Source organism: Bacteroidia bacterium (assembly GCA_023228875.1).
Taxonomy (GTDB): Bacteria; Bacteroidota; Bacteroidia; order NS11-12g; family UBA955; genus JALOAG01.
This window is the reverse complement of sequence record JALOAG010000005.1, coordinates 89,621-115,174: the sequence shown is the minus strand read 5'-3', so window position 1 is coordinate 115,174 and position 25,554 is coordinate 89,621. Positions and strand designations below refer to the sequence as shown.

The 25,554-nt window shown below is 36.1% G+C and carries 16 protein-coding genes and 2 tRNA genes; 9 read left to right on the top strand and 9 right to left on the bottom strand.

Going from position 1 to position 25,554, the window contains the following annotated elements; genetic code table 11:
* Positions 1 to 22: 22 nt before the first annotated feature.
* Together M0R38_07105 and M0R38_07100 are read right to left on the bottom strand one after the other, a co-directional pair.
* Positions 23 to 1,540, bottom strand: a complete 1,518-nt coding sequence (locus M0R38_07105; protein ID MCK9481510.1) for a GH3 auxin-responsive promoter family protein — start codon at positions 1,538 to 1,540, stop codon at positions 23 to 25.
* 117 nt (positions 1,541 to 1,657) lie between these two features.
* Complete coding sequence (locus M0R38_07100) at positions 1,658 to 2,584, bottom strand: arginase (protein ID MCK9481509.1); 927 nt, start codon at positions 2,582 to 2,584, stop codon at positions 1,658 to 1,660.
* Between the two features lie 127 nt (positions 2,585 to 2,711).
* Between M0R38_07100 and fsa the strand changes: the two genes are divergently transcribed.
* Both fsa and M0R38_07090 read left to right on the top strand, forming a co-directional pair.
* On the top strand, positions 2,712 to 3,368 hold the full coding sequence (gene fsa / locus M0R38_07095) for a fructose-6-phosphate aldolase (protein MCK9481508.1): 657 nt from the start codon (positions 2,712 to 2,714) through the stop codon (positions 3,366 to 3,368).
* 3 nt (positions 3,369 to 3,371) lie between these two features.
* A complete protein-coding gene (locus M0R38_07090; GenBank protein MCK9481507.1) occupies positions 3,372 to 4,055 on the top strand; it encodes a hypothetical protein in 684 nt (227 codons plus the stop codon).
* Positions 4,056 to 4,064: 9 nt separating this feature from the next.
* Here the strand turns inward: M0R38_07090 and M0R38_07085 are convergent, their stop codons facing one another.
* Positions 4,065 to 5,696 (bottom strand): amidohydrolase, encoded by a 1,632-nt coding sequence (locus tag M0R38_07085; protein MCK9481506.1) that lies wholly within the window; start codon positions 5,694 to 5,696, stop codon positions 4,065 to 4,067.
* Between the two features lie 155 nt (positions 5,697 to 5,851).
* On the opposite strand from M0R38_07085, the gene M0R38_07080 reads away from it, so the two are divergent.
* The 5 genes from M0R38_07080 (at position 5,852) to M0R38_07060 (ending at position 11,774) form a co-directional block, all read left to right on the top strand.
* On the top strand, positions 5,852 to 6,658 hold the full coding sequence (locus M0R38_07080; GenBank protein MCK9481505.1) for a M48 family metalloprotease: 807 nt from the start codon (positions 5,852 to 5,854) through the stop codon (positions 6,656 to 6,658).
* A gap of 29 nt (positions 6,659 to 6,687) precedes the next feature.
* The gene (locus M0R38_07075; protein MCK9481504.1) at positions 6,688 to 8,604 is read left to right on the top strand and encodes an ATP-binding cassette domain-containing protein; all 1,917 of its coding nucleotides are present in this window, start codon (positions 6,688 to 6,690) and stop codon (positions 8,602 to 8,604) included.
* Between the two features lie 10 nt (positions 8,605 to 8,614).
* Positions 8,615 to 9,919 (top strand): DUF5103 domain-containing protein, encoded by a 1,305-nt coding sequence (locus tag M0R38_07070; GenBank protein MCK9481503.1) that lies wholly within the window; start codon positions 8,615 to 8,617, stop codon positions 9,917 to 9,919.
* A gap of 81 nt (positions 9,920 to 10,000) precedes the next feature.
* Entirely contained in the window at positions 10,001 to 10,822 is an 822-nt protein-coding gene (gene panB / locus M0R38_07065; GenBank protein MCK9481502.1) for a 3-methyl-2-oxobutanoate hydroxymethyltransferase, read from the top strand.
* 217 nt (positions 10,823 to 11,039) lie between these two features.
* Positions 11,040 to 11,774 (top strand): hypothetical protein, encoded by a 735-nt coding sequence (locus tag M0R38_07060; GenBank protein MCK9481501.1) that lies wholly within the window; start codon positions 11,040 to 11,042, stop codon positions 11,772 to 11,774.
* Between the two features lie 58 nt (positions 11,775 to 11,832).
* Here M0R38_07060 and M0R38_07055 read toward each other — a convergent pair whose 3' ends face one another.
* From M0R38_07055 to M0R38_07040, 4 genes are read right to left on the bottom strand one after another with little or no spacing between them, the layout of a single operon-like run.
* On the bottom strand, positions 11,833 to 13,281 hold the full coding sequence (locus M0R38_07055; protein ID MCK9481500.1) for an NAD(P)H-hydrate dehydratase: 1,449 nt from the start codon (positions 13,279 to 13,281) through the stop codon (positions 11,833 to 11,835).
* Positions 13,278 to 13,895 (bottom strand): 16S rRNA (guanine(527)-N(7))-methyltransferase RsmG, encoded by a 618-nt coding sequence (gene rsmG / locus M0R38_07050; GenBank protein MCK9481499.1) that lies wholly within the window; start codon positions 13,893 to 13,895, stop codon positions 13,278 to 13,280. Before rsmG ends, M0R38_07055 begins: the two co-directional genes overlap by 4 nt.
* 5 nt (positions 13,896 to 13,900) lie before the next feature.
* Positions 13,901 to 15,061: a glycosyltransferase gene (locus tag M0R38_07045; protein ID MCK9481498.1), complete on the bottom strand. Its 1,161-nt coding sequence runs from the start codon at positions 15,059 to 15,061 to the stop codon at positions 13,901 to 13,903.
* Positions 15,058 to 17,673 (bottom strand): AAA family ATPase, encoded by a 2,616-nt coding sequence (locus tag M0R38_07040; GenBank protein ID MCK9481497.1) that lies wholly within the window; start codon positions 17,671 to 17,673, stop codon positions 15,058 to 15,060. The genes M0R38_07045 and M0R38_07040 overlap by 4 nt, the downstream gene beginning before the upstream one ends.
* A 130-nt stretch (positions 17,674 to 17,803) precedes the next feature.
* Here M0R38_07040 and M0R38_07035 point away from each other — a divergent pair.
* Positions 17,804 to 17,890 (top strand) — tRNA-Ser (locus M0R38_07035).
* Positions 17,891 to 17,917: 27 nt separating this feature from the next.
* Positions 17,918 to 17,992, top strand: a tRNA-Pro gene (locus tag M0R38_07030).
* 189 nt (positions 17,993 to 18,181) lie between these two features.
* Here the strand turns inward: M0R38_07030 and M0R38_07025 are convergent.
* The gene (locus M0R38_07025) at positions 18,182 to 21,757 is read right to left on the bottom strand and encodes a hypothetical protein (protein ID MCK9481496.1); all 3,576 of its coding nucleotides are present in this window, start codon (positions 21,755 to 21,757) and stop codon (positions 18,182 to 18,184) included.
* Positions 21,754 to 25,398, bottom strand: a complete 3,645-nt coding sequence (locus M0R38_07020; GenBank protein ID MCK9481495.1) for a HAMP domain-containing histidine kinase — start codon at positions 25,396 to 25,398, stop codon at positions 21,754 to 21,756. The genes M0R38_07025 and M0R38_07020 overlap by 4 nt, the downstream gene beginning before the upstream one ends.
* Positions 25,399 to 25,554: the final 156 nt, after the last annotated feature.

Genomic DNA, 25,554 nt, shown 5'->3' with positions numbered 1-25,554 from the left:
CAAAATAATCTGTTACAAAGACTTAATGCTCGCTAACGAGTTTAAGCATTTCTTCAACAATACTGCGGTCATTCCACAAGCGTGGTACTTTGTGTTGTCCTCCAAGCTTATTCTTACTACTAAGCCATTTATGAAATGTATCTGCGGGAACCACATTGATTTTAGGCATCTTTAACGCTAAATCTTTGTGGCGTTTCGCTTCATAATCGGTGTTCAATTCCTTTAATTTATTATCCAACTCAATAGTAAACTGCGTTAAATCCCGTGGCTGATTTTCAAATTCAATTAACCATTGATGACCTGCATTATTAGGATCGTCCAAATAAATAGGTGCTGCAGTATAGTCTTTTATAGTAGCGTTACACAATTTACACGCATGTTCTATTGCCCTATCTGCATTGTCTATCATTAATTCCTCTCCAAAAGCATTGATAAACAAACGTGTTCTTCCTGTAACATGGAATTTAAATGGTGCTACTGATGTAAACTTAATGGTGTCGCCCAATTGATAGCGCCACAAACCAGAATTATTAGAAATGATAACGGCATAATTAACTCCGGCTTGCACTTCCCATAATGGCAAAATCCTTGCGTTTTCTTTTCCAAATTCTTCCATAGGAATAAATTCAAAGAAAATTCCATAATGAACCATCAATGCTATTTCATTGACAGATAAATCCGTTTGAATTCCAAAAAATCCTTCTGATGCGTTATAGGTTTCAAGGTAACTAACCTGCTCAGAAGGAAAATATTCTTTAAATTGTTTCCTGTAGGGTGTAAAGCCTACACCACCGTGAATGTATAACTCCATATTGGGCCATACTTCCAACATATTCAATTTTCCGGTTCTCTTAAGCAATTTTTCAAATAAGACCAATGTCCATGTGGGCACTCCCGAAATACTGGTTACATTTTCTTGAACAGTATATTCAGCCATCTTTTCAGCTTTTTTCTCCCAATCATCCATCAATGCAATGGACAGACTTGGAGTTTTGAATAAATGCACCCAAATAGGCAAATGTTTTATCATCACTGCAGACAAATCTCCATAATTAGAGTATTCGTTTAGCGGATTAACGTTCTGACTTCCTCCTATTAGCAAGCCTTTGCCAGTAAACAAATTACTCTCTGGTTTATGCTTTAGATAAATTGAAATTACATCTCTTCCTGCTTCTAAATGGCAAGTTTCTATAGTTTCTCCACTTACAGGTATAAACTTGCTACGATTATTTGTAGTACCGGATGATTTTGCAAACCATTTGATCTCTGTACTCCACAACACATTCTGCTCACCTTTCATCATCCGTTCAATATAAGGATGTAAATCCTCATAAGTCGCAATAGGCACTTGCGTTGCAAAATCTTTATAATCCCTGATGGTTTCAAATTGATATTTCTTACCAAACTCGGTGTACTTTGCTCTTTCAAGCAACTCAACTAACGTCCTTTTCTGGATTGCAATAGAATTTTGAATTGAATCCTCTAAAGACTGTAGTCTGTTTTTAAAATACCAATTGATGAGTGAATTAAAAATTGCCATTTTTCCCTTTGCTAATCTGGGGGCAAGTTAAATTAAATTTCAGTACCGTATTATTGATTCAACAGAGATTTTTTATCACAAAAAGTTGATAAATAATCATAGAGAGGCTCTCAAAGATTATTTAAACAAGTGCAAGACTCTTTCTGCTGTCTGATTAGAAGAATCCAAAGTAGGATTAAACTCCGTTATATCTAAAGACTTAAATTCAGGATTTACAAACACAAAATCAAAAACAAATCTTGCCTCTTCAAGTGTCAACCCATTGACAACCGGAGTACCTGTGCCTTTTACCAAACTTGAATCAATCGAGTCCACATCAAAAGAACACATCAAACTATTACAATGATTGAGATATTCTTTTGCCTGTTTCATTACAGCCTCAATACCAATTTCTTTAATAGTATCAGGTGCAAAATATTTCACATTGAGTTTGTTAAACAATGCTTCTTCTTGCGATTCAAAATCTCTCAATCCTATTATTACCAAATTTCTTGGCAACAATTTAGGGTGGCTACCTAGTTGTCCAATATTTTTAAACCTGTCCCACCATGCTTTCAACTCTACCTCAACAGCATTCTTGACATTCTCAATGTTATCTGTTGCCATTAGTGCAGCCAAAGGCATTCCGTGCATATTTCCCGATGGAGTAGTGTAAGGAGAATGCATATCAGCATGTGCATCTACCCAAATCAGTCCCGAATTTTCAACCCCGTATATATCTGCAAAGCATGAGAAAGTTGCAATTGCATTACTGTGATCCCCAAGTACGTTGACACAAAATCTTCCTTCACGCATCTCTGAGTTCACAGTATGATAAGTCGCTACTAAATTATGATATACTTGTTCGATGTGTTTGGCATTGAAAAACGTTTTCCCTTCATTTAATTTGTTCTGAATTGGAGTAAATACATATTTTGCAAAAGGGTATATCTTCTGTTCATTGAAAAGATTAATCAACTCAACAACCCCTTGTGCGTTACCCAGCTTACCTGCTGCAATTTCAGAAGGACAAGCGATGATGCTGATTTTTTCTTGTTGTATCATACTCATGTATTATGAACGTGCGCAAAGGTAGATAAAAACCCATTCTTGATGAAATGGCTAATTGTTTACAAGTTGTTAAGTCAATCCCATGCACTGAAAATAGTTTTGCATCTTTAAATCAATCAACATGAAATTCTTTTTAGACACTGCAAACCTTGAACAAATCAAAGAAGCAAATGCACTCGGAATCCTTGACGGGGTTACAACCAATCCTTCACTGATGGCTAAAGAAGGTATAAAAGGAAATGCAAATGTTAAAAAACATTATAAAACAATTTGTGAAATTGTGGACGGAGACATTAGTGCAGAAGTGATTGCTACTGATTTTGATGGAATGATAAAAGAGGGTTTGGAGTTGGCAAAAATCCACAAGAACATAGTTGTTAAAATTCCAATGATTAAAGATGGTGTTAAGGCTATTAGTTATTTAACAAAAAAAGGTATTCGCACAAATTGTACACTTGTTTTCAGCGCAGGTCAAGCTATTTTAGCTGCCAAAGCAGGAGCAACTTATGTTTCACCTTTTATAGGAAGATTAGATGATATTAGTTTTGACGGCATGGAGCTAATACAGCAAATTGCACATATCTATGCAGTCCAAAGATTTGAAACCCAAATATTGGCTGCATCTATTCGCAATCCATTACATATTATTAAATCTGCAGAAGCCGGAGCAAATGTTGTTACTTGTCCGTTAAGTTCAATATTAGGATTACTTAATCACCCTTTAACAGACAGTGGCTTAGCCAAATTTTTAGAAGACCATAAAAAGGTAAACAAGTAGTTTATGTTCTACAAGGCTACTCACGTACTTGGTATGTCTTGTTTGTTGGGCGTAATCTTTTCTTGTAACAACAATTGCAAATACATTGAGACTGTTGAGATTCAGCAAGAAATGAAAGAATGGGCAGAATTTCTGCCGGGCTCATATTGGATTTATCAGGATTCTATTTCCGGTCAATTTGATACTGTGTCAATTTATGCACATAAATATTACATTAAAGAAACAATACCGGAAAAAAGCAAGTGTCCTACACGCAAACAAAGAGAGCTGAGATTAAATTACCCCGAAGACTCAATTTCAAACCCTAAGAATTATGAATTCTATGGGATTTATGAAGACAAAAACCCTGACGCTCTAACAGGGGAAATGACTTTCAGAAAAAAAGCCGAACGTACTTTATCTTCAACCTATTTATTATTTCCTATTCAGGTTGGAAATTCAAAAAAATACGGTTCGCGTTCTCTTTTTACCATTGAGAGCATTATTCCCTCAATGTTAATGGCTGACACCACATTTGACAGTGTTGTTTGCACACATGACAATTTTTGTTTTCCAGCAAACGGTGAAGCAAGATTCTACCATGTCAAAAATATAGGTGTAATAAAAAAAGTGTTTTATATGCAAGGCTCCTCTATTCCTTCCGCAATTTGGAACCTCAAAGAATGGACTGTAATCCAAAAAGAGTAACCTTTGAATTTATAGTTGTCTTTTAAAAACAATTTGCCCGTCAATAAAAGTCATCCAAGATGAATTTTTATGAAATTCTTTGAAATTTGCCAAGGGGTAATTTAATATTACAAACGTAGCAGTTTTACCAACTTCCAATGTTCCTGATTCCTTCTCGGTAAAACAACCATAGGCAGCCCAAGCAGTCATTGCAAGCATAGTTTTTTCTAATGAGATTGATTCTTTAGGCATAAAACCCTCCGCAGGTTCGTTATCCGAATTTTTGCGTGCAGTAGCAGCAAATATTGTTAAAAATGGATCATAATTTTCTATCGGAAAATCTGTACCAAAAAGAATCATACCGCGTGTATCAAGTAAAGATTTGTATAAATACGCCTCAGATAACATTCGCTGTCTGCCAAGTCTAATTTCTGCCCATCGCTGATCAGACGTAGCATGGGTTGGCTGAACCGAAGGAATCAATCCTGAAGAACGAAAATACTTTACATCACCCGGATGAACAACTTGTGCATGCTCTATGCGCCATCTATGGTCTTGAACTCCGCGCATGAGCGAATCTACCAATTGAAGTACTACCCTATTTGCAGAATCTCCTATGCAATGCGTATTCATTTGATAATTTAATTGTTTGGCAATCTCAAAATTTGACAATAATTCTTCATAAGAACTTACCATCAAACCATGATTATGTATATCGTCTGAATACGGTTCTATCAAACAAGCGCCCCTTGAACCAAGTGCACCATCAGCAATCATTTTAAAACTTCTAATGGTTAGACGACCATTGACATAATGCCCATGTTGCTTCGCAAACTCAATATTACCCTGTGTGGGAAAAAGCATTGCATAAATGTTTATTTTGAGTTTCTTTTGATTTGCAAGTTCAATAAAAAAATCACGCGCTTCATCATCAAGTCCGGCATCGTGAATGGTAGTTATCCCATGTGCCAGTAATAACTCTTGGACTTCATAAAATTTTTTTGCCAGTAGTGCTTTGTTGGGCTTAGGTAACTTCTTATTAACTTCATCCACAGCATTATCCAACAATATCCCTGTCAACTTTCCCTTCTTTTTTAGATACACGCCTCCTTTGATTTTTGAGTGATGGGTTATCCCAAGATAATCCATCATTGCTTTGTTAATCAACATTGCATGTCCATCAATTCGAGTCAACGCCACCGGAGTAGTAGGATACGATTCATTGAGCCTGTCATTATCAGGAAACTCTGTCTCCCCCCACAGTGTATGATCCCATCCACGTCCAATAATAATATCTCTTTGAGCTTTGGTTTGGTATTTTTCCAGTCGGGCAATTAATTCATAATATGATAGAGTTCCTCGCAAATCAACTGTCATTTCTTGTCTTGCTAAACTTAATAAATGAGCGTGACAGTCATGCAACCCGGGATAAATTTCTCTTTGCTTAGCATCTATAACTTGAGATGACGTATACTTTTTGAGTATATTAATGTTAGATCCAATGGCAACGATGCGTCCATTTTTAATTGCGAGGGCATCTACTGTATCTAAACTTTGATTCATTACATGAATATTTCCATTGTGAATGATCATATCTACCGGTTCTTTCTTTGCACAAGAAAGAAGCATAAACATTGCAAATATGTACAGTAGAAACTTCATCCTATTCAAAGTTCATTACGGCAAATAAATATGATTATATTTAATATTTCAAGGCTTGTAATTTTTTCGTCTAAAAAAACATTTATTCAACCTGCTAAATGCGTTTAGAAGTTTAATCACTAAAACATAACTTTGCACCCCTAAAATATTTCACAATGAAGACCTCATTCTTTAAATGGACTCTCCCATTATCACTGGTACTCATTACTACCACTATTTCTGTTGAATCATGTAAAGATAAGAAAATCAATATATTTTCATTAGACGATGATATTGAGTTAGGTAAACAAGTCTCAGAAGAAATAGCTGCCAGTCCACAAGATTACCCGTTATTAGATCCTAATAAATATTCTGACGCTTATGCTCATTTACAGAGAATTACCGATAATATTCTGAACAGCGGCAAAGTTCAATATAAAGACAAATTTGTTTGGGAAACCCATATTATCAATGACGACAGTACTCTTAATGCATTCTGCACTCCTGGCGGATATATTTATGTTTATACCGGATTAATCAAATACCTTGAGTCAGAGGATGAATTAGCAGGTGTAATGGGACATGAAATTGCCCATGCAGACAGAAGACATTCGACCACTGCTATGACCCGACAATATGGACTTCAATTATTGTTGGATATTGTATTTGGTCAAGACAAAGGCGCATTAGCTCGTGTTGCCGTTGGACTTAAAGAACTTGCCTATGGCAGAGATGCAGAGAGAGAAGCTGACAAATATTCTGTTATCTACCTCTATCCTACCGACTATGACGCTCTTGGTGCAGCACGTTTTTTTGAAAAACTGTTAGCCAATGGCAATTCCAGCGGACCACAATTTTTGAGTACACATCCCAACCCTGAGAATCGAGTAGAGGCTATTACAAAAGAGTGGGAAAGCATGGGCAGCAAAGAGGGACAAAGGTTTGTTGAACGTTATCAACAGTTCAAAAACTCATTACCATAATTTTTTTATTTCATTACTTAGTTTAACCCTTGATTTCATTACAAGATATAGGCTTCCATTTTGGAGGCAGGTATTTATACAAAGATGTAAATTGGCAAATATTTGAAGGACAGCGCATAGGTTTAGTCGGATTGAATGGAGCCGGCAAATCTACACTGCTGCGAATCATTGCCGGAGACTATACCCCATCAGAGGGAATTTTAAATAAAAGCAATGATTGCACTATTGGTTTTCTAAACCAAGATTTGCTTTCTTTAGAATATTCTCTATCAATTTACGAAGTTGCATTAGAGGCTTTTTCAGATGTTATTAAATTAGAAGAAGAACTACATGCACTCTACACAAAATTAGAAACCGATTCCAGCGAAGAAATCCTTACAAGGTTAGGGGATGTTCAACATAGATTTGAAAGCCTTAACGGATACAACATTAAACATAAAACAGAAGAAGTTTTAGAAGGTTTGGGATTTGCCACTAAAGATTTACAAAGACCTTTTAGTGAGTTTTCAGGAGGATGGAGAATGAGAGTATTGCTTGCTAAAATTCTACTGCGCCAACCCAGACTTTTGTTACTGGATGAGCCTACAAACCACTTGGATTTGCCTTCCATCATGTGGTTAGAAGAATATTTACAGAACTATAAAGGTGCGGTAATTGTTGTATCACACGACCGTTATTTCCTTGACAGAATGGTTAATCACATTGCAGAAATCTCTTATGGTAAATTCTATTTATACCCGGGTAATTATTCTTTCTATCTTTCATCCAAAGAAGAACGTGAAGACTTGCAACAAAGGCAATTTGAGAACCAACAACAATTTATTAAACAGCAAGAACGATTTATAGAAAGGTTCAAAGCCAAAGCATCAAAAGCTACTCAGGCTCAAAGCAGAATGAAATTGCTTGACAAATTAGAACGCATTGAAGCAATTGAAAATCCTGAGTCTAAAATCAATCTCGACTTTAAGGTTAAACAACATTCAGGAAAAGTATTAAAAAGATTCCATAACCTTTCCAAGTCTTATGGAGACAACATAATCCTCCAGAATGCCGAAGGGGCTATTAACCGAGGTGATAAAATTGCTTTGATAGGAGCGAATGGGAAAGGTAAAACTACGCTCTTACGAATCTTAGCAGGCGAAGAATCATATTCAGGGCAAGTTGAAACCGGACATAATGTTATCAAATCATTTTATGCGCAGCATCAATTGGAAGCACTGAATGTAAACAATGCTATATTACAAGAATTAGACAGTATGGGAACTGCAAAAACTGAAATGGAACTCCGAACTGTTTTAGGTTGTTTCCTATTTACCGGTGATGATGTTTTCAAAAAAATCAAAATCCTTTCAGGTGGAGAAAAAGCACGTGTGGCTTTATCCAAGTGTCTGATACAAGAAGCAAATTTCCTTCTACTGGACGAGCCGACCAACCACTTAGATATGCAATCAACCGATATATTGGTGCAGGCTTTGAATAACTATACAGGAACCGCTATTTTTGTTTCTCACGACAGGCATTTTATTACTCGGGTTGCAAATAAAATTTGGTGGATTGAAGATCACCAACTCAAAGAGTACTTAGGGTCTTATGCTGAATACAAATACTGGGAAGAGAATATTCGTGAGAAATCAAATACTCAAAACACAACAAAGACCGAAAACATTTCAAAGCCAAAAGAAAACATCAATACGGACAATACGGCAAAAGATTTGCTCAATGAAAAGAAAAAGTTAGAAAAAAAACTGGCTGAATTCGAATCAGAATTAGAAAGATTGAAATCAGAAAAAGCAAATATTGAAAAATGGCTTAGCACACCCGAGAACCTTATTCATGAAGGTGAAATGCTTGAAAAGTCAAATTACTATAAGAAATTAGAAGTAGAAATAAGCCAAGCTGCTCAGGAATATGAGAAGGTTTTTGAGACGTTACTAACATTTGAGTAATTTTGAAACAATGAATAGGAAAAATCTATACCTATTATTAGTGCCGTTTTTAATATTAAAATTGGCAAACACTCAGGCTGCAAAAGTTCCGTTGGAATACAAGAACAAAGTGTATGAAGAAGCCATTCAAACCGTGATTCTTCAACAAACAAATTCAGAAGAACGCATCCCGATTGTTAAACTCTCCTCACCTATGGGTGCGCTTACTCTTAGATTTGACGATTTAAGAAGTGATAATGACTTTTATCAATACAAATTCATTCATTGCAGCGCTAACTGGGAGCCTTCTGACATCCATTATTTCGATTACATTAATGGAAATCAATTTGGCAATATAGAATCCTTTTCGTTTTCTCAAAACACTTATATCAACTATATTCACTATTCTCTAACATTTCCAACACAAGAAATGCTCCCTAAAGTATCCGGTAATTATCTGCTGGTAGTGTTTAGAAATTATGATGAAAATGACATTATTCTTACACAACGATTCTTGGTATTGGATGAAATTTTCACAATCGATGCCAAAGTAGAACGTTCAAGTGATGTAGAGAATCGTCTTAAAAAACAACAAATCAATTTTACTGTTTCTTTTGACAACTATGAAATACCCAATCCTATGATTGATGTCAATGCGGTGATTTTGCAAAACACAAATTGGACTACTGCAATTTATGGATTGAAACCCAGATTTGTTAATGCCGGCAAATTGGACTACAATTATACTTCTGAAAATAATTTCTGGGGTGGCAATGAATTTCGCTATTTTGATATTCGCAGTATGCGCACCATGAGCCCGAGTGTCAGTCGTAAGTTTTTTGATGAATACAATAGACCTGTCGCACAACTCTTTAAAGAGAAAACACGAATTGCGACACCATATCTGCAATATATAGATTACAATGGAAAAGTTGTTTTAGATAATAAAGATGCAGGGACACGCGACCCTAATATTAGTTCTGATTACGTAAAAGTTGAGTTTTACTACATTAATCCAAGTGGCAAGCTTGATGAACCTATTTATATCTTTGGAGAATTAACCAATTGGGAAATGAAAGATGATTTCAAGATGGTTTATGATGAAGTACGTAACTTGTATTATTGCGAAGCAATGCTCAAACAAGGTTATTATTCCTATTGGTTTGTAACCCCGTCCAAAGAAAATAATAAATCAATCAATTTATCACTCACCGAGAATAATTTCTATCAAACCGAGAATGACTATAACATTCTTATTTACCATAAGAATCAGTTTTTAAGATATGACGAATTGATTGGCTATACCCGTTTGTCATCTGCCGGTGACCAGAAATAATTTGTTAAACCTTTAGTAAATTATTTATTATTCATACGTAACTTGGGGCGGAAATGATACCTTCGCACCAAATATTACACTATGAGTCATTACCCAGGCAAAGAAGCAAAGCGTGTAACCACCCACACCTTGCAAGAAATGAAGATGGCAGGCGAACCCATTTCTATGCTGACTGCTTATGATTATTCACTTGCTCGCATTGTTGACGAAGCAGGAATTGATGTAATTCTTGTAGGTGACTCTGCCTCTAATGTTATGGCGGGACACGAAACCACACTGCCCATTACTTTAGATCAAATGATTTACCATGCATCATCCGTTATTCGTGCGGTTAAACGCGCATTAGTGGTTGTGGATTTGCCTTTTGGTTCATATCAAGGTAATTCAAAAGAAGCATTAAATAGTGCTATCAGAATTATGAAAGAGTCTGGTGGACATGCAGTGAAAATAGAAGGAGGTGAAGAAATTACAGAGTCAATTAAACGTATTCTTACCGCAGGGATTCCTGTTATGGGACACTTAGGGCTGACACCTCAATCTATATACAAATTCGGTACATACGCTGTACGTGCAAAAGAAGAGGCGGAAGCAGCAAAACTCATGAGTGATGCAAAAGCATTGCAGGATGCTGGTTGCTTTGCCATTGTGTTAGAAAAAATACCTAATAAATTAGCAATCAAAGTAGCAAAATCCATTGAGATTCCTGTAATCGGGATTGGAGCAGGTGGTGGAATTGATGGACAAGTATTGGTACTCCATGATATGTTAGGAATAAACAAAGAATTCAGCCCTCGATTTCTGAGACGATATCTCAATCTGTTCGATACCATTACCGAGGCTATTCAACACTATATAAAAGACGTAAAAACCAAAGATTTCCCTAATAACAAAGAACAGTATTAAACTATTCTTACTCTCCTATTATCATCTCTGCTATATCCATAATCTAACAGATTGTAAGTGTTATAAAATGTTTGAATGACCAAAGTTCACTCTGTTTGCACAAACATTTTCATAATTGTGATGATAGGACATGTCCGAATATGTTCATTTTCTATCTTTGTGTTTGCAAATAAGCGATCTTAACCAATATTATTCACTCCATTTAACGCAAAAAATTATGAAACACAATCTAAAATCAATGTTGAACTTCTACTCTTTAAAACTGAACTACTTATTTTTCGTTTGCGGCTTCATCGCTCTGTGTTTGACTTCGTGTAGCAAAGAAGACTCTGTAGATGTCAATCAAGACAAAATCTGGACGGAATACAATGTATATTACAACCAGAATGATGACAAAACCCATGTTATTGCACGTTTCAGATTTGGCAATCCTACAGGAACATTATTAGAACTGGTGGACAGTACGGGGGCAAACGTTACTTTCAACGGACAAAAAATGCCTTATTCTCTAATCTGGAATGCACATCACTTAGAATTTGCCGGAAACATTACCACCGGTACTTTTGTTTATACAAACACAGATGGAAAAGTATTCACAAATACTATACCTACCGGAATTGATTCTATTGAATTCCCAAATGATTTTGACACCATTGTAAAATCCAAAGCAGAAACGTTTTCATGGGTTGGTTCGGCACTTTCTGCAAACCAAAGTGTAGGTATGTATATAGGAACTTATGCATGGGATAAAAGTGCGTTGTTTTACACAAATGCCACCGGTACTAGCACACTTGTAATGGGTGTACAAGCAAAAACAAATTTGCCTATCGGACCCGGTAATGTATATTTACAAAGACAAGTTGAAAACAAAACAATTGCAGGAACGTCAAAAGGCGGTGTTATTAGTTACACCTATCGACCTTTTGATAAGACAATTGAAATCACTGAATAAGTAGTAATATTTGCATTACGACTTGTACTTGAGTCCAATTTCACTACAATAAAATATTTCAAAACCTAATTGCATTTATAATCTCTTCGGCTCTAACGGGAACACCTTGGAAATGTCCTCCGGCTTTCCCGTGATAATAAACTCCTCTCATAGCTGCATCTAATGGAGTATATCCTTGTGCAAGAAAAGAACCAATCATTCCGCTTAACAAATCGCCCGAGCCCGCTGTTGCCAATGAAACACTGCCTGTAGTATTAAAAAGAACACGCCCATCAGGTACTGCAATGGCAGTATATGTTCCTTTAAGTATTACAATACTTTCTGTGGTTGCTGCTAAATCACGAAGTTTTTCCAATCTTTCTGATTCTGAACCCCATTCTCCTACAAGCCTCTTAAACTCCCCTGGATGAGGAGTTATGATACTCCCTAAAGGAATATTTTTAACTCCTTTATGCAATGCCAATAAATTCAAGGCATCCGCATCAATCACAAATGGTGTCTTAGCTGTCCTTAATAATTCAACCAAAAACTCATAAGTACGCTTCTCCTGCCCAATGCCCATTCCAATTGTTATTGCATTGTATTTAGTTATTTCCGGAAGACTCCCTTCTAAATAATACATTCCGCAATCGAGCACCATTGCTTCCATCAAATGACTATGTACACTTTGTGCTCCTTGTTCAGGCACAAGACATGTTACAAGCCCAACCCCACATTTAAATGCTGCTTTTGCGCTAATAACCGGTGCGCCATACATCCCTTTGCTTCCACCTACAACCAATAAATGCCCAAATGAGTTTTTAAAGGCAAATCGGTTTCTTGGATATATTTTCACATCTTCTTCGCTTATAACAAATTGATTGGTTGACTGTTGAAGTATAAAGCTTTTGTGAAGACCTATTTCAACTAATTCAAAGTCAATTTGATTCATTGGGTTGAATAATGAAGGACGTGGAATCTCCAAGACAAGAGTTTTGTTTGCATGAACAAAAGCGTCATATGGAGTTTCATTCTCTGAAAGCAATCCGGAGGGTACATCAATGCTATAAATTTCTGCTTTACTTTGATTAATCATCTGAATAAGCGTTAGGTAGTCTCCGGTTAACACCTTCTTTAACCCATTGCCAAATATTGCATCAGCTAAAATTTCATCTGCTTCAAGTTTGAGTTTCATTGGTGAATGAATGACAGAAATATTCACCTCCGTTTTTTGTTGCAAACGAATCAGATTAATAGAGAAATCTTCAGAATGTTTATTTCCAAAATCAACAATAGTTACCCTACAATGAACCATGCTGTGCCACAATTTGCGAGCCAACACAAGCCCATCACCTCCATTGTTGCCTGTTCCACAAATGACATGAATCTTCTTATTTTCTAAATATAAAAAATGGGATAAAAGTCTATCAACCGCTCTCTCCATCAAATCAACCGAAGCAATAGGCTCGTGCTCAATAGTATAGATATCTATTGCTTTGATTTGTTCAGAATTTAGAATGGGAATCATCGCTTGTTGGTTATTTCCAACACAAATTTACTTTGAAAAAAGGACTCAGGAAAACTTTTATAAAGATCGTGCAATTTTACTTTTAACCCTGAAACACCTTCATATTCCTTAATCTCATCGGACAAATCACCTCCTTTGAGCAACAAATATGTACCGTCTTTTAGTAATAAATGATGTGTCAACTTATGGAAATCAATCAATCGCATTACAGCACGCCCTGTAACAATTTCAAATTTTTGTTGCAGCGTTTCAACTCTGGCATTAATGCAAGTAACATTCGGCAAATCCAGCTTCTTAACCATATCGGAAGTTGCCCTGATTTTTTTTTGGATACTATCAGCCAACACAAAATTTGTTTTAGGGTAAATAATTGCCAATGGAATACCGGGCAAGCCTCCTCCCGTACCAACATCCAGCACATCAAAACCGGGTTTAATTTTCTCCAACACATGAACTCCCAATGAATGAAGGATATGTCGTTCTATTATATGTTCTGTGTCTTTTCGCGAAATGAGGTTGATTTTTTGGTTCCACTCAAGTAATAATTCAGTAAAAGCATGTAAGCGATTCAATTGATCATTACTCAGTGCAATATATTTTTCAAGCAAGTTCATGTAGTTTACCATTTAGGTTTCTTACTGAATAAATATACCAAGCCTCCAAAGATTGTATAAAACAAAAAAGCAATGTCTAACAAGGGCATTAAGTAAGCCAGCATATTATGTCCCAATTTTTTGAACGAAAGAGCAACAATAGGAGCTTGTAAGATCCACCTTCCAAGTATTATGGCAATTGGAATCCAAAGTTGAGAAGAGAAAAAACAAAGTCCAAGTACAGCAATCCAAAAAAAGAAATGTGAACCTGAGAACGAAGTGAGTTTGCGCTTTATGTCAGAATGGTAAAACCTTCCCACAAAGAGATGACGTTTCTTTTGAATATACCATTGTTTAAATGTGAGCTTAGGTTCGCTCAACATCCTAGATTCAGGCGATAACACAACCGCAACATTTGTTGACGTTGCTGCATCTCTTACAAACAAATCATCATCACCGGATGGAATATGGTGATGGCTTGCAAAGCCTTTGTGTTTGAAAAACAATTCGCGTTTATAGCTCAGATTCCTACCAACACCCATATAAGGTATTCCCTTTAATGCAAAAGACAAATAAAGCATGGCTGTTAGCGAAGTCTCAGCCCTAATTAATAAATTCAAAAGTCCTGCTTTATAGCGATAAGGAGAATACCCTAATACAATTTCAATTTTGGGATCGTTATAAGGCGATACCATTTTAGCAATCCAATGCTTACTCGTAGGTCTGCAATCACCATCTGTTAATAAGAGTATTTCATTTTTAGCTGCTTTAATACCCATCGTCAAAGGAAATTTCTTTCCTGCAATACGCTTTATATCTTCCTTAATTTCTACAACTCTCAAATGAGAATATTGCTCAGTGAAAAAGGCTAAAATTTCTTCTGTCCCATCCCAAGATGCATCATTCACAACAATTACTTCAAAATTTGGGTAATCTTGTTCCAATATGGCAGGAAGATTTATCTTAAGATTCTCTTTTTCATTCTTTACACAAATAATCAAAGACACCGCCTGTGAATTATGCATATTTCTTTTTGAAGATTGAAATTGAGTAAACTTCAGAAAATAAAGATAGTGTAAGGCTATTTGCCAACATGCAAAAAACAGTGCAAGTGATAAAAATATCAACTCAATCAGGTTGATATGATGACCAAAAACAGCAATGGTAAATTGAGTCGAAGTTATCATCTAAATCCTATACCTGTTCTTTGTTTAGGTTTATTATCAAGCGAGAACTCCGCTAAATCTTCCATTACTAATTGATGCAAAGTTTTTTCTGTTCTTTTGTTTTTAGGCATTTCTGCAAGACGCAAATGTTGATTACGGATAGCTTCTTCAATAATTTTTCTGACCTCTCTACCATTTCCGAAATACTTATCTTTGGTTTTATATACAAATGCAATATAATCCTTCAAATGTTTAGCAGCAGCTTCATTCGGCACTATATTATGTTCGGCAAGTTGATTTTCAGCAATTTCATATAACTCATCCGGTTTGAAATCTTCAAACATAAATACTCTGTCAAACCTTGATTTCAATCCTGGATTGGCTTCAAGAAATCTTTCCATGTTTTGTGTATAGCCGGCAGCAATAACAATAAATTGACCACGTTGGTCTTCCATGCGTTTGAGCAAGGTCTCAATCGCTTCTTTACCGTAATCCGAGGCCCCTCCTTCTGTCAAGGAATATGCTTCATCAATGAACAGCACACCTCCCATGGATTTATCTATTACTTCAGTTGTTTTTATTGCAGTCTGTCCTATGTAACCTCCTACCAAACTCTGTCTATCACATTCAACTAAATGTCCCCTTTCAAGAATACCAAGCGCCTTGTATATCTGTGCTAATATTCGTGCCACCGTAGTTTTACCTGTACCAGGATTACCGAGAAATACTGAATGTAATGAGAATGTTTCTCGGATATTTTTTCCTGACTCTTTGTAGAAACGCACTAATTTAACAAGCTCCTCAATACTCTTTTTCACCTCTTCCAATCCCATCATTGATTTTAACTTCGTTAAACTTTCTTTCAATAAATCTTCATCTATGGGAATATCTGCCGAAATGCCCTTTTGCACCTGAAATGCTTTTTCCACATCTTCCAATTCAATCATTGACAAATTTTCCTTGGTTAACTTATCCGGCTTGTCGGTTTTCATTATCCTTAACCCAAGATTCATTTTAAACTCATCTACTAAATAGTTTACCAATCTTGCATTGCCAAAGAATTTATCTCTCTTTCTGTATTCTTCAACCAAATATTTGTAAAGATCTTCTTTTGCTTTGACACTTAGCTCAACCCCCCTATTTGCACAAGCATATTCTGCAATTTGAATCAACTCTTGAGGCACATAATCAGGGAAGTCATAAATCATATTAAACCTTGATTTTAACCCCGGATTCGAAGTCAAGAATATATCCATTTCTGCCGGATAGCCTGCAACAATAATAGCTATATCACTGCTATCACTTAACTCTTTAAGCAAAATCTCAATAGCTTCTTTACCGAAATCCTTACTATCGTCATCTTTGCGTGCTAAAGAATATGCTTCATCTATGAACAAAATTCCATCTTTAGCTTTTTTAATTGCCTCCTTAGTCTTAGGAGCAGTTTGTCCAATAAATTCAGCCACTAAATCACCTCTATCCACTTCATGCACATGTCCTTTTTTCAACAACCCTAACTCTTTGTAAATTTTGCCTAACATTCTGGCAACCGTGGTTTTTCCTGTACCCGGATTTCCTTTAAATACAGCATGAAGGTTGATTTTTTCTTCGTCTTTAAATCCCTTCTCATGTCTTAGAGAAATAAACCTTAAGTAATTACTGTATTCTCTGATTTTAGTCTTGATGCTATCCAACCCAATCAACCCATCCATTTCCTTCATAATCTCTTCGAGACTCTGAGGGGCACCGTTTACTTTTGGCGCACTTTCCTTTTTTTCTTCATTTTCTTCAATTATAAACCCTGTTTGCTGAAATGGTACAAAGTCGTCAGGTGACGCTTCTATATAATCATCTCCAACTTCAAAGGGAATTGAGGCTACTAATTCATCCATAAAGACAATTTCCGCATAGTACCTACCTCGTCCCCAAGTGCCCAACAAATCAGAGCCCCAGCCTACTGTTGCACTAATTACTTCATCATCCGGTTTTACAAATAAAATTTTGGTAACAGTACCCTTTGTATATCCCGTGTTTGTTCTAAAATTAAAGGTTAATTCACACGCCCAATCAGAAGATTTTCTAACTAAATTATCTGCATTAAACTCAACCCAGATATATCGTGTAGAAAGCGCATTAAACACTACATAATACTTTCGGTCAGTGTTCTTCATGTTGGCATCCGGTCCTTCATATAATTTAACAGATGTTACATTGAAGTAAGGATTCAATCCATCTTTAACCACTCCCTGTTTTTCAATAAAAAAAGATTTAGTACCAATTAACACCCCATCAGACCAAACTTCCCATCTATAATTTCCGGATTTCCAATATGTGCCCGGTGTTTTCACCCCCCAGCCTTCTCTAACATACACAACAGGGTCGCGTTTGTCAACTGTTCTATCACAATTCAAATCACAGACTTCATTATCATTAGCATCCAAACATTTCAACTGGAGTTTAATGCTCCAGTCATCTACATCAAACTTTTTATTGAAAAACGAAAACTCGCAGTATATATAAGATGCTTCTTGTTCATCAAAAACAGAACGGTATTTCTTGGTATTATTTGCCAACCATTCGGTTGAACCATAAGTTTTAATATCTCTAAACTTAAAATCTACTTGCTTATCCATAGCGTTATGAGAGTTCAATATTACTATGAAATCAGAAATTAAAGAAACTTTAAAAGACGATTTTTTTAAAAGAAAATAATTCTATATTTGCAGCCCTCAAAGAGAAACGGGGAGGCGTTTTTTGGAGTTTGGTGAGGTGGGTGAGTGGCTTAAACCAACAGTTTGCTAAACTGTCGAACGGGAAACCGTTCCGGGGGTTCGAATCCCCCCCTCACCGCGGTAGAGTTCTTTTCAATAAAACATTCGGGGTATAGCGTAGTCCGGTTATCGCGCCTGCTTTGGGAGCAGGAGGTCGCAGGTTCGAATCCTGCTACCCCGACTTTTTATCCTCTGTAAATCCTTATTCTTTATTCTTAATTTCTCGTTCGGACTTTTAGCGCGTCCCGTGGAAAACGGGAAGGTCGCAGGTTCGAATCCTGCTACCACGACTTTTTCTTTTCATAGATTCAATTATGAAATAAATAAATGATTATTGCTCATTGAAAATCTCCACCACCCCAAACTGCAATCAAAATAAATAGCGTGCTTCTACCCTACCAACATGTACAGTCGGTGCAGTTTCATTCTTACGTCCTTCATACTGAAGGGTTATTTGAATATTTTTACCAATTCTACCTCCTACTAAGCATTGCCAGCTAAAGTTTTTGCCGTTTTGCAACCCTTGCAACATATCATAAGCAACCGGACTGGAACTCAATCCGTTGTAGTGAATTTGAACAAAACTGAACTTCCCATCAATTGTAGTCAGGTTTTTAAGAAAGGTTCTAAACTCTGCACCATATTCATTCCATTGTGCTTTTTCTCCACCCAATGTTAAATCGTTTGTTGCAGTATAATATTTATAAAATCCTCCTATCCTAAAAGATTTACCCGGCTGCCAAAAGATTTCGGGTTTTGTTTCAACATAGTTAAATAGGTAATTTCTTCCAATCGAATAATCACTTGAATAACCTCGTTCTCCTATCTCCCCCGTTGTAATTAATGACCAATCAGCTGTAAAATTGATACGCATATTAAGATTGTGTTTTGCTATGTTTCTTGAATCAAATCCTTGCACAAGAAATTGTTTGACTTTATTCTTTTGATAATTATAATCCAAACCAAACTTGGGGTTCGCACGGTTAAAGAACAACGTTCCTCGCATTGAAGAACTCAAACTAATCAATGCAGTATCTGCAATACTCATATCAATTGGATTGAGGAGAGTGAGTAGTCTATTATCCATTAATTTTCTATCAGCCCTATATGTTCCAAGCGCACTAAATCTTGAAATTGTCTTTTTGAGTCGGTTCCCGCTTTGCCATTGTAGGGGTGGAGTAATACGTAGGGTTTGATTAAATTCATTGGTATTGGAACGAATATACTCGCCTGTAGGTACAAGGACTTTGATAAAATTTGCTTGATCTTGAAATATCGCTGTTTCAAATTCATTTATTTCTTGAATCCCATTCTTATTGTAGTCATTCCAGACGTATGTTCCAAGCCCTTGACGAACTTCAACATATACGAACTCTCTCTTTTGCTCTTGTCCTGTTCCGATTTGATAATATGTGTTTGAAACAATGCTTTTGTGAAAGAGTCCAAACTGATATTCAATTCGTGAAAGTAATGTCCTATCAGGCAGATTACCTGTATGCACTGTGTCCAAATGTTCAATTGCGCGATAGGATAAGGTAAAATTCAAATTGTCTTTCCATTTTTTGCCTTCTTTTTCAATGCTTACACTCACATTATTTGAAGCAACAGACGGTTCTAGATTTTCACTTTTGGGGAGAAAATCTTTTCTTCGGTTGAAATTTATTTTACCGTTGAAAACACTATTTACATTGTGTTGCAACGTAACACCTGACTGAAAATAACGAAAACTTGTCATCGCCAATGCTGAGCTTGTGTCATCTTTGAACCGACTTTCTTCTGTTTCATATTCTGCGCTCAGAATTGTGCTACGCCCTATTTCCTTAGACAACGAACCTCTGGAATCAAATGCAATATTAGAAACAGAAAAAGGATTGTTCACAAGGTTCAGTTTCTGCGTAACAGTCTGCACAAAGGAAGTGCTTTGATTTATTTTAAAACCTCTATGTTGCCCCATAAAGTTGTAGCCTAACTGCTTACCTTCAAATGTTCCCATACGTTGATACATAGACGTATGATAGGCTACTGCAATTTTATCTCCAACACCTGCTTTTCCATTAAAATTAAAAACTCGTTCTTCCTGAGGAGTCCTGATAGAACTTGGGTTGGCATATTGTCTGCTCCACGAACGCTCAAACTCAACATCACGATATCTTTCAATAAAATTAAAGTTTTTATCAGCCCATTCAACTCCTAACCTGTTTTGCCAATACAAGGTATGTTTTGCGTTTAATCTAATACTATCATTTCTTTCTATTCTAATATTTCCTGCATATCCTGCATTGCTCGAGTTACCTAAACTTGAAAATGTATTTTGATCATTGTTGCTTGCAGACATTTCAACCGAAATGACTGTGTTACTGTCCGGTTGATAATCCACTCCGGCTGAAAACATTTGCATTCGTTGAGGTGCCACAAGTTGCACAACAGGTTCATAGTTCCCTTGAGGAATCCCTCCAATAGGCGCAACCCACTCAAACACCCTGCCGTTGGCAAGACTTACTGTTTGCCTATAATTTCCTATGCCTGGTTCTGTACGTGAAAAAGTTACTTGATAAAATATTGAATCACTTGCAGGGTCATCTGTATAGCGGTATATACTTGTACCAAGCGTATCAATCAATCGATACATAATTTTATCCGGCTGAAAGGTTCGGTATTTTCTAACATTAGGAATGTTCATCAGCGAACTGTTATTACCTGCTTCAGTAAGCACATCTTCTGCGCTGCGATTACTTGAAGAATCAAACAAATCCAATGATTGTTGGTACGGTTGACGTTTATTATCTTGTTCTGAAAAATAATTAGCTCTAAATGTAACTTTGTTTTTTTGAAAAATGTCAGAACCATGCAAAATTGAGCGACCGTAATTTCTATCCGCGTACTGAAATTCTACAACTATCCTACTATATTGAGTTATCAAGGTGCGAGGCATGAATGTTAACTCCCCTGAGTTGTAATCAATGACATAGTCGTTCTGCTGCCCACGTTGCATTTGTTTACCATCAACATACACAGATTCAGTTCCTGAGATAATTATGATGAACAGTTCATTGTTTATGCCTGAAAGTCTGTACGGACCTTGATTTCCTTCTTGTCCTTGAATTTCATTTCTGGCATACCGTCCACGAGAAATAGCAAATTCTGCAACTGTATAATTGCGACCTCCAAACAATGTGTCTAAATAGACAAACTGCAATCCTCTTGACTTTTTATTGAACTTCATAAAATAATCCTGCCTATTTCCTGACATCAAAAAATCACCAACCCTTAGCTTAGAGCTATCTTTTGAAAAACTGATATATACTTGGTCAAAATCTTGTAATTGTTGCGTATTTCCTTCCGGTTGAATAGGGTTATTTTGATCTGATATTGCCGCCTCAATCGTAATGTCATTTCCAAGTTTTCCATTGATTTGCAAATTCATATCAGAATTGACGGCTAAGTCTTGGGTGTTGCCCACTCCTACTCCCCTTGAAATATTTCCTTGTATATTCAGTCCGCTCTGTTTAAAAATATCTTCAAATTCCGCATTTTCATTCGCGTGATAAACAAAAGGGTTTTGCATAAACACCGGCTCTATGATACGCGGGTCTTTATGAAAAGTCTCAAAGGCAATTTTTGCGGGGTCAAACACCCGACCACTCAACACAACCTTTTGCCCAATAAAAACAGAATCAAATACCAAGCAACCCAATTCTGTCATAATACGATAGTCAAATTGTTTTCTTAGAATTACATCTCCATTTTTGATAATAACAGTACTAGGCACAAAACGAATTGAACTATCAATCCACACTGTATCAGTGTTAATAGTTAAATCAACAGTACGGTTAGAATAAAAATTAGGAATTTGTTGTGCAGTTGCATAAAAAGCCGAAACATTCAATATGTATAGTAATATAGCATATTGTTGTAGCCATTTATTTATAAAGCACTTTAGTTTCAATTTTCTGCAAGTGGCAAAGTAATATAAAACGTAGTTCCCTCGCCAGGAGTACTTTCAAAACTGATATTACCTCCTGCAAGTTCAATTATTTTTTTTGAGATAGCCAATCCCAATCCCATTCCTGAGGTTTTTGTACTAAAATTTGGGTGAAAAATCTTTTCTTTTAACTCCTCTTCAATTCCAACTCCATTATCAGCGAAGGAAATCAGCACTTCTTTTCCAACAATACTCAATGCAATCTTAAGACGGCTGATAGAGTCTTCTTGCTTTGCCTGATACGCATTCTTTATCAGGTTTGTAAACACCCTTTTAATTTGATCCTTATCTGCATGCACAATAGCCTTAGCATGCGTTCCTTCTGTACTGATTTCAAAATCTTCAGACTTTTCAAATAGTTCAACAGTGTCAAGCAACATTAAACATACATCAAATTTTTCGGGAATTGCCATCGGCATTTTAGCAAAAGACGAAAACTCCTCTGCCATCTTTGACATCAAATCAATTTGATTAATAAGCAATTCAGATACTTTTTTGATTTTTTCTTGTACATCGGGCGCTGTTTGAGAAACAGATCTCAACAAATGTTGAACGCTTAAACGCATTGGAGTGAGAGGGTTTTTAATTTCATGCGCTACTTGTTTAGCCATTTCACGCCAAGCACCTTCACGTTCAGTAGATGCTAATTTTTCAACGCTTTCTTCAAGTTGATTTAATACTTTGTTGTAAGTTTTGACCAATTGCCCAATCTCATCATTACTTTGCCAACTAATCTCCTCATTTTTCCCTCCAACTCTTAGTTTGCGCAAGCTCAATGCAATACCGGCAAGCGGTCTTGTGATAACCTTAGACAAAAAGATTGAAATCACCCCTGTGATTATAAAAAAGATTACAAATATGTTCAACATATTCACCAACAACGAAGTAAGTTCACGGTTGGTTTCTTGTTGTCTGGCAAAGAACGGCAAATGTATGTAACCCGCTAAACTCTGGTTATGATCAAAGAATGCTTGATAATATGAGCCATATTTATATCCATACAGTCTTTCGTTTTGGTTAAACGAATACAATTTATCATGAGCTAACCGCAGATAAGCAGACGGATTCATAAATTCATTGATAACTGCATTTTTATATAAATCAGGACTTGAGGACAACCAAAGTGTACCGTTCAAGTTAAACAGACTAATGTCTATATTGTAACTTTCCGATAAATCGATGAGAAACTCACGTTTAGGACCTGTTTTAATACCAAAATCCATTATACCTGACTTTTCCAACTCACCTGAGATACCTCGAATTTTTTCCAAAATCTGCCTTTGTTGCGTATCTTCATAATTTACCGTAATAAAATTTGCTACCATTACCGTTCCTGCAACGAAACTCAAAATCAATTCAACCATTAATGCAGTTTGAATTTTGCTTTGCAATAGCATATTCTTAAAAGCTGGAAAATAAAATTTATTCCTATGTCCGCTCAACAGTCTTTTTACATTCAACACAATGAGACGAATACTTAACCGCAAGCTTAAAAACAAAAACCATATTGTAAAAAAGGACAACATCAGCCCGGCAAAAACAGTAAATCGGTTTGCTGTACTTCGCAAAGGTGTAGCCAGGACCAATACTCTTTCAGGTTCGGGTTGATAGATGAAGAAACTAAATCCTTGTTGTTCTATAAAAGATTCTTGTGCCTTTGTGCGAAATCTAACGTTGTAACGCTCAAACGGAAACTCAGGACTAACACGATTGAGTTTATCATTAATATACAATGCATGAAAGTAATTGTAAGGAGAAGTAGGAATACCTGCCGACTTTCCGGCAAACTCCGATAATGCGCGTTGAGAACTTCTCACTTTTTGGCGTAATAAGATAAACACTGACTGAAAATCAGATGAATTAAAATCTCCGGTAATATGAGCTGAAATATAACCCGAAAAACCACTGCTCTCCTGAACTTTAAGAAAACTGTGGCTTAATCCATCTTCGCTTGTCTCCAAATACAGTTTATGATAACTATCAAAACTTTGTCGCTGCCTTGCAGTCCAATTAGCACTGTTACCCGAAAAGGATTCAATAAAAATATCAAAATCGCTCATGAAATCAATCAGATAATCGTATTTTAATATCTCTTCAAACTCTTCTCGATTGAATGCAGAGTCCTCATAAATACAACTCTCAAATACATTATTCCCTTCTAACTTATCTTCTGCCTCCAACAAACGTCTTTCTAATTCCAAATCACGTTCATGCAGCATTTTGTAAGCATATATTTTTCTATATTCATGTTCTTTTTTTTCTAACAACCCATTGATTAAATGAGAGTTAAGAAGAACAAATGCCAACATCACAAAGATTTTAGACCAATCATCTTGTGTTTGTGAATAGTTCACAATAAAATATATTGCACTCAATGCCAACAATATCCATCCAATCCATATAAACCAAGTTTGAACAGTGTTTATAGCAAAAATTGCCGCAATTGCCACAAAGACTAATTGCATTATCAAAGAAATTAAATAAACATACCTTGTATTCTTGTATGTTGTATTAATAAGCTCGCGAATACATATACAGAAAATAAAGAACAATGATAGATACAAGCCTATCAGCACAATACCTAAAAGCGTATAAACATTGAGTTCATCTATAACAGTTGGGTCTAAATTGATTTTTGAATCAATGATTAAATGCTGCATTTCATTCAGTTGCCAATAAATAAAAAAACCTATCAATGCATTGATGATTAACATTGCCGGCAACAACCCAATCCTTCCCTTCAGTAGTTTAGTTTTTCTAAAAAACAACAGTAAAAACACAATGATGAGAATATTCAGAAAACTTTCTCCATACGAACTCGATAAATATGAATGTGCAAAGAGCTCCGGTGAAAACAAAGGACTCTGCGACAAGAATTGAAGAAAAATCCCTTTCGCAAATGTTATGCGCAGTAATAATAAAAAACCAAAAACAAACAATGCGCTTATGCGATAATCTTTTGTAGATATTGTCTTTGAAAAGATAAACAGTCGAGCAACTAAAGCAAGCAATAGCAATAAAGCGGGAATATAAAACCACAAACACCAGTCATTCCCAATTTCAGGTGTCAATATTTTTACATAAAAATCGGGGGATGAACCTTGAATATTTATCGGAAAAAATGAAGAGTCAGTGGGTGTCGATTTTAGTATCAACTCATCTCCAACCTCCACAAAACGAACTGCCTTATTTTGTGGCATCCCATGCACAGCATTAGGAAAATGATGGGCTAATTTCAAAAGTGAATAGTGAGTCAGTCCTTCTTTATCCTTTTGTGCAAATACTCTATAAAATCCATCATTAAAATTCCTGTAACTTGAATAAATCGAATCATCTACCTTAAATGGTTTAAATGCAACTTTATCAGAACTCCAATAAACAGCACTGTCCCCGCTAAAGATAAACAATTGCAATGGATATAAACTCTTTTTAGGTCCATCGGCAGTTAACAGTTGAATCTGTGCTTCTTCATAATTTTTTATATAATTGGTAAATTGATTGACAATTCCCTGCTGATGCTTGGTTTGGTTTAGTGGAATATTCTCAACCCATACCCCTATCAGTGTCAGGAATAAAATGAGAATATGTAATCCAAATTTTTTCAATGCAGTAAACACAGTAGAGTGCGAAAGTAATTCATTTTGAAATGAGAGGAATTGCCATTTTTCACTGCTCTATGATAACAAATAAAAATTATCATATACAAACAATCGCAACTATCTGTCCTGCAAAGAAAGTGCGCTTAGGGAACCCATTAGAGA